General features: G+C 43.0%; 3 protein-coding genes. All 3 read right to left on the minus strand.

The window, feature by feature from the left end:
- Positions 1 to 104: 104 nt before the first annotated feature.
- Positions 105 to 1,589, minus strand: coding sequence for a hypothetical protein (locus tag LZG75_RS10790; RefSeq protein ID WP_233937509.1), 1,485 nt, complete (start codon positions 1,587 to 1,589; stop codon positions 105 to 107).
- 594 nt (positions 1,590 to 2,183) lie between these two features.
- Positions 2,184 to 3,821, minus strand: a complete 1,638-nt coding sequence (locus LZG75_RS10795) for a beta-propeller fold lactonase family protein (RefSeq protein ID WP_233937510.1) — start codon at positions 3,819 to 3,821, stop codon at positions 2,184 to 2,186.
- A gap of 438 nt (positions 3,822 to 4,259) precedes the next feature.
- On the minus strand, positions 4,260 to 6,692 hold the full coding sequence (locus tag LZG75_RS10800) for a hypothetical protein (protein WP_233937511.1): 2,433 nt from the start codon (positions 6,690 to 6,692) through the stop codon (positions 4,260 to 4,262).
- Positions 6,693 to 7,219 lie beyond the last annotated feature (527 nt).

Here is a 7,219-nt window from a genome sequence, read left to right on the forward strand (position 1 = left end):
CTAACGAAGCTTGTAAAATATTGATTTGTAAAGGTATTTTTTATATTTAGTGAAAAAGGGTTTCCGTTAGTGGATAGACAGTGCAGGTATCTCTTGATGTGCCATCACGGACGCCCAGTAGCCAAGCGGTGCGACTGAACATACTTGGCATGTATTGAATCGGCAAACATCGCAAACATCGCTGAGTGATCCACTTTTCCATTGGAACCCAGCGGTAGATTGTGTTGCACTGGATACTTGCATACTCCATTAGCATCCTCATCAAATTGGAAAGTGGCCTTGATATCTATGGCGGACCCAAAGCGCTTCTTATAAGCAGACGCCATCGCTTTCTCAAGCTTAGGGTGTTCTAGCGACTGAACGATAAAACTATCGTGAATTGGTAAGCAAACGATATTTTGACTCAATAGATCCATAAGTACTTGCTCTGCAATCTTAGAGTCCTCATATTGGAGCGTTAGTCCATAGCCGCTTTCAAAACGGTGCGCTATCGGAGCATGTTTTTTTTGAATTAATTTCATCAATTGCGCCCTAGTGATACCAAGTGTTTTCTTATGATTCTTTGGCAGTACATAGCGCCCATGCTCATCGTTCACTATTGCATTAAAGAACTCTTTCACAATAGGTCGCATGCGATCACACTCTGCTGGTGTAGACCACAGCCCAATGTCATACATATCACCCTTAGGTGGGGTCAAGCCCTCGAGGTGGTAAATCATGTATGGGTGCAAGCCCGAATAATCCACTTCAACAGTCGGCAACCAATTGATAGTGATATACACACGGTACTTTTTGGGAATAAATTGCCACCAACCGCCATAAAACCGCCCGCCCAATTTCATACTATTTCGAGCAAAAATCCTGCGTAACTGCACCATTGTGAAATCCAGATACTTGGGGAAGGATCCTTCTCTGGTGTATTGATATTTATTTGCTTTTTGACCATATGCCAGCTCGCCCGCTAAGCGCTGAAAGCTAGACTTATTCATATCCAAACATATAACTTGTTGGTTAATAAATTTATTAAATTTCTTAAGGTTATGACCCATCTTACGAACAGGGTCTGATTGCGGCAGGACTTGTTTGTACTTTTTCTTGGATTTGCTGTCGTAGTTCCTTAATACCACTACCTCAGCTAGCGGCTGCATTTCTTCCCAAACTAGTCCTAGTTTTTGAAATACTTTGAGCAAATCCCCAGCCGCCCATATACGTGTGACTTCGCCAGCATCATCCGAAGTTCTATGGCCTTTATCAATGTAAATCCAGCCAAGTTTATCCATCGCATGCATCACCGACATGGTTATTTTAAAGCTGATGTTATTAATTCGATTTTCATCATTAGCGTTATATGCAATAGGTCGACACGGCACACCAAGACTAACTTCTTTTGACTGACTACAAAAGCACCGATATAGGCCCTGAATAATAAGCGTAGAAGCTAGTAGTCGTTTTGCCTGCGTTGTATCTGAAGGCTTATTCCGTCTACCTGTCAGGTGATCAATATTACTTATTAAGACCTTAATTTGTTCATCAAAAAGACTGTGCTTAGGTGGATGAACCTTATTGATAAAAATAATGGGCTGTTTCATATAAGCGGTAAGGTGTGGAGATTTTCACTCTACGCAAAACAGCCACTGTTGGCAATGGGTACAAAATAGGTATATCACTATGCGATATGTATGGTGGTAATTTCAGCACTCCATAGGGTAGCGAAAAGTTCTGCAGAAATATATCTAGAAATCGCTAAACAGCGTATTACCACTTCTTCGGAATCATCCCTAACTCTATGGCTAACATCTCTAAAAATCTGAGCCTAGCAGTCGTTTCTACCGAGCGCTGGCGAGCATCAATGGTGCATCGTCCATGCCGAAAGTTCCAATGGTCTTGATTTTTTTGAGAAAGTCCCCCATGAAGACGGCACCTTCCATTTAGCATCCCATGCTTCTGGCAATGGGCATCCTTATTCCGTAGTTTGGCACCACAAATCACAATAATTTTCCGAAGGTTCGATACTATTATTTTAATCGCGCGCACTACTTTTGGTAAGCAATAAAAAACCACTCCGTAGAGTGGCTAGTGAGGGTTAGCTATGAAGACAGTTATTACTATACGCTACTAGAGCCAACACCAAATGAGTTAAACAGTTATGCATGATATTTTCATCAACGTTCATTGGCTGCCCATTATTTTGAACTAATTCCTCTTGGATTATTTGATGGTACTGTCGGCGTACTTAAGGGGGCTAGTATTCCTGAATTAGGAATGGAGTACATCGATACAGTACTACTTTGTCCATTGGTCACATAAGCAAAGGTCCCAGCGGAATTAATAGAAATGCCTTGGGGACTATTCCCTGTAGCTATGGTGGGTGTACCTAGTGCGGTAAGTTGTCCAGTCCCAGCATCAATGGAGTACATCGCTACGTTATTAGCATCCTGATTAACCACATAAAGAAAGGTTCCAGCGGGGTTAATGGCAATCGCCACGGGAAGTGGCGCTAAAGCACCTGTACTTATGGTAGCTGGAGTTAAGGCGGTAATTAGTCCATTACCTGCGATGGAAAACATCGCTACTTGAGCTAAAGAGCCATTAACTACATAAAGAAAGGTCCCGGCGGGGTTAATCGCAATGGCCCTAGGGTTCGAGGCGCCAGAAAATGCTGTTGTATCTATGTTAGTCAGTTGTCCAGTCCCAGCATTAATCGAGTATGTCGATACGGATGGACCATTAATATTGGCCACATAAAGAAAGGTACCAGCGGGGTTAATGGCAATGCCCAATGGCCCAGCTCCAGTGAGTATTTTCTTTGGAATTAAGGGGGCTAGTATTCCAGAACTAATTGAGTACATCCATACAGAATCACTATCTCGATTGGTCACATAAGCAAAGGTACCGGCGGGGTTAATAGCCATACCTTGTGGATTCACATCTGTACCTACTGGCGTACCTATGGGAGCTAGGATTCCAGAGCCGGGAATGGAATACATCGATACGGTCTTGCTGTTGTTATTAACTGCATATGCAAAGGTACCAGCGGAGTTAATGGTCATGACAGTTGGCTGACTTCCTGTTACTACTGTCGGCGTACTTAAGGGGGCTAGTATTCCTGAATTAGGAATGGAGAACATCGATACACCCCCAAAAAAATTAGCCACATAAGCATATCCCGTACACACCACCGTGACATTCGTCACATTAGCACTGGCAATTACACCGCTACCATTAAATACAGTACAAATTTGTGATGCGGGTTTCGTAAGGACGGTAACAGCGTAAGCTGCGCCATTAGCTAGTGCAGTTGTAAATGTAGTCACACCATTGGCACTCACACTTAAGTTATTACCACCATTGTTTTGTAAAACGGTAGTACCGACTAAACCAGAAACTGTTGCACTCACCGTGAAAGTAGCTGTTGGTGCTGGCGTTCCGCCGCCTCCTCCAGAATCACCGCCACCACCGCTACTAGGGTTGACAGTACAAACGACCGTGCTATTAGTAATGTTGGCGCTCGCAATCGTACCGACCCCATTATTAACTACACAAGTAGAGCCGTTCGGTTGAGTTAAGACAGTAATGGCATAGCTAGCACCATTGGCTAGTTGAGTTGTAAAGGTCGTACCACCATTAACGGCTACAGATAAGTTATCAGCACCATTGTTTTGTAAAACGGTAGTACCGACTAAGCCAGAGACAGTTGCACTCGTACTATAGGTTGTTGGGGTTACTGGTGTTGTAGGGGTAGTTGGAGTATCTGGCGTAGCTGGAGCAGTAGAAGAGGTGCCGCTATTGCCACCACCACAGGCTGCAAGTGAAATTATCAATGCACAATAAATGCACCGCAAGATTAAGATAAAACAGGATTTCATGTGGCCTATAAATTGGGTTAGTTTGTATTAAGGCCGGCTAACTGTTTTGCCAACTTTAAGTACTATATATAAATTATTTTTAATATCAAGAAATATACATACCCCTCACCCTTTTTGAATTGAAACATTGACAGGGGGTGTTTCTATAAGCCCGCTTACTCCAGCGCAGGAAACCCCACTAAGGGGTACCCCCTGAGCAAAATACTATGTATAGGCTAGCTTAGTGAAGCGGTCAATTTAGGGGGTGGGGGTATGGTGGGGTCTGGGTTATGGCAAACGGTTAAGGGGTGGTCCTACACATAAAATAAAATCCCCTTGGTTTGAATTGATGTCGAAATGTTGGGGATCAGTTCAGAAGGTGGATGAATCAAGCAAATATGTCAGTACATAGCACTAGTTAATTTGCATAATAAAATGACCATTAGATGGTTGAGACATATTAACAGCTGGGCCAGTACCATCAGACTTTGCCCCATTCTTAAACTGAATAGTTAATTGATCCCCTAGTATTGTGCAATCAGCTGTCAAGCATGAAAATTGATGATTATGGAACTCCTCTGCATTACCAGAGGCTCTGTTAATGTCTATATTTAAACTATAAACATACCCCAGCAAATAGCTAAACCTGCGCCCATTGGCATCAGCAGCGGTATCTGTTATTCCCATAACAGCATACGCATACTCTGGATTTATGCTGTTATCCATCATATTGATAACAGAACTATACCTCCCATCTTTTGGAGTTAAAGCAAAATTCTGTTTACCTGGCCCAGTTTTATTTTGATCGCTCAATGTGCAAAATGGCGTTCCTCCGCAAAAAGGAGTCTGATTATTCACAGTTATGCTGGAAGGCGCCTTAATGTCGATGAAATCTGGTGAACGGCGGGTGTTTCGGCCCGGGACACTGTAGTCGTAGTCTCCAGGCTCCGCTCCACGATACTTTACACTTGATCTATAAGCCTGGGTTAGTCTGCCTGAAGTATAAGAAACCTCGCTACCAACTAAAACGCCCATCACATTTCTAGCGGCAGTTGCGCCTGTATAATAAAATTTCGAGTAAGTTGTCTGACTGCCATTAGAGCAATTTGCCACTACATATGGCCCCCATGGAGTATTCGGGCCTGAATACCACGCCGAGATATTGGGCTGATAAGATGCGCCATCCGCATTCAATCTAGAGCAACCTAGATCTTTGTTAGCGATACTTTGTAGAATGGGAAAACCATCCATTAGGCCATAAGTTGCAGGTAAGCCATCAGTGACATTTGTCAAGGCTGCTTGAGCATAGCTTCTTACATCTACTTTTTGTAGTGCTACAGTTTCTCCTTTAAATGGGTTATCAAAACTCTGAGACAACTTAGCCAGCCTTGCTACCTCAAGCACATTAAGCTCATCTATAAGCATATTTTGGAACATACCTTGATAAGCGGTAATTTGAACCAATAAACTAATAATCATGTTGTTACATGCTTTACGAATAGCTAAGAAATCACCAACTGCGTTTTTCATGCCCGGATCTGTTGCGCAGACGTTATTCAGGTTGGTTTTTATGAGATCAAATCGGGTTGGTTGTGCTATATCAGTTAGCAGTTTTCGTTGGACATCTAAAGAACTTATTAGCTTTATTGCGCCGGCCTGAACTCCATTTTTAGTGCTACCTGGAACCATCGAGGCAGTATCTAAGCCGCCAGTTTGAGCAAAAAAATCAACGAGACTTGCATATTGACCTTTTTGTGGGCCCACAAACTTTTGGTAACTGGCTAGTACACCATCCATGTCACTAATAATCGTTTGAATCTCCAAAAAACTAGTCTTAGCTTGATTCAGTGAGACGGTATTTTGTATTGCGTTAATCGAATTCTGTACATTGTCTAGGCCAGTTTGCAGACTTGTTAATTGGGCCTTTATTGAATCTAACTGATCAAAAATTGCCTGGAATCGGTTTTCAGTATCATCACAGGCAGCGCCAAAAAGAGCCGCTATTCCTTTTGAAATGGCCCCGAGGTAGGGTATGTTATCTACTATTTTATTTTCTATATTAATAGACTGTCCTCCCCACGCTGCGACTGCACCTGCGGCTCCACCCACGATAGCGGCAGCCCCCTTAGTGGCAACACTGCATTTTGGGGTTGGCGCAGCAGCAATGACTGGCGAAGCGGCAACGATTATTTTTGACTTAACTGGGGACGCTGATGGATTTGAAAGAGGTGTTGCAAGTATTTCACCTTTGTCTAAAGAAGCTTGTAGCTGTTGATAGTACCCCGTTGCAGATTGTGCTCCTGTCGCTGCAAAATAGGTATCACTATCCATCTTTAAGTTAAGAAAAAAATCTGGCGTCTGCCCTTGTGCTATTGCTGCAGCGTTACTTTTAGAAAAATAGTGGTTTATCTCCGCTACACTCAGATGGTTCTCTTCGGGGTTGGCCTTATCCAACTGCCCAAAAAGATAGGCCCCCAAATGAGTTGCAGAAGCATTGATTGATGTAAAGCTAGCTGGTGGTGAACTACTAGTCCAAGCACCCACTAAATCGCCATCTGCGTTATAAAATAAGACGGTGTATCCCTCCTTAGTGTTAGCTGCAATAGTAAGGCTACAGGTATTGGCACTAGGGCAAGAAAAAGGGCCACTATAAAGGTTGGTATTACTAGAATCAGTGGTAATGCTAACGCTAGTAAAATCTTGGCTTACGCCATTGGCGACTGAAAATTTGATGTTGCCATTAGGATTACCCTCTTGGGTACTTGAAGTGCCATCGCCGCCACAGGATACAAGACCTAACATCACTAAAGGGGTAACAAGCCCAATAATTAGTGATTTAAATTTCATATACCCACCTTTAGTTATTAATATGAAATATGGAAAATTCACTACTAAATCCTAGCATAGGTAAAGGAGAATAAAAAGACGGAATTTCACTAGATTGGTGAAAATTTCAAGGGTGCTTGAGCAAAATACTATGTATAGGCTGGCTTAGTGAAGCGGTTAATTAAGGCTGGTGGGGGTACAGTGGGGTCTGGGTTATGAGGAATTGATATGAGGAAGCCCTGCACATTAAAACTACTCCTGTAAGCTAACCCAAAAAATAGACTATATAGCCAGCTGCAGGGGGGTGACAACCAGCCAGCATCTAATACGCCACCTTGCTCATTCATTTGCACTCAGGTTGGTCACGGAAGACGGGTAAATTACACCAACGGTAGTAGCAGAGGGCGGTACTGGGGTTTGAGAGGGTGTCCCATATTTTGTGTAAACGGGGTTCGTTTACTACAGAGGGATTCTCTCCTCATACTTAATACTAAACTGATTTAATGCACCCTTCCAATCTCTGATGGGCATACTCCACTTTTGGCTGA

The sequence above is a fragment of the Polynucleobacter sp. IMCC30063 genome (assembly GCF_021395235.1).
In the GTDB taxonomy this organism is placed as follows: Bacteria; Pseudomonadota; Gammaproteobacteria; order Burkholderiales; family Burkholderiaceae; genus Polynucleobacter.

Bases quoted from the DNA above. Each gene is read 5' to 3' on its own strand.
- LZG75_RS10790 (WP_233937509.1), bottom strand. From the start codon at position 1,589: ATGAAACAGCCCATTATTTTTATCAATAAGGTTCATCCACCTAAGCAC.
- LZG75_RS10800 (WP_233937511.1), bottom strand. From the start codon at position 6,692: ATGAAATTTAAATCACTAATTATTGGGCTTGTTACCCCTTTAGTGATG.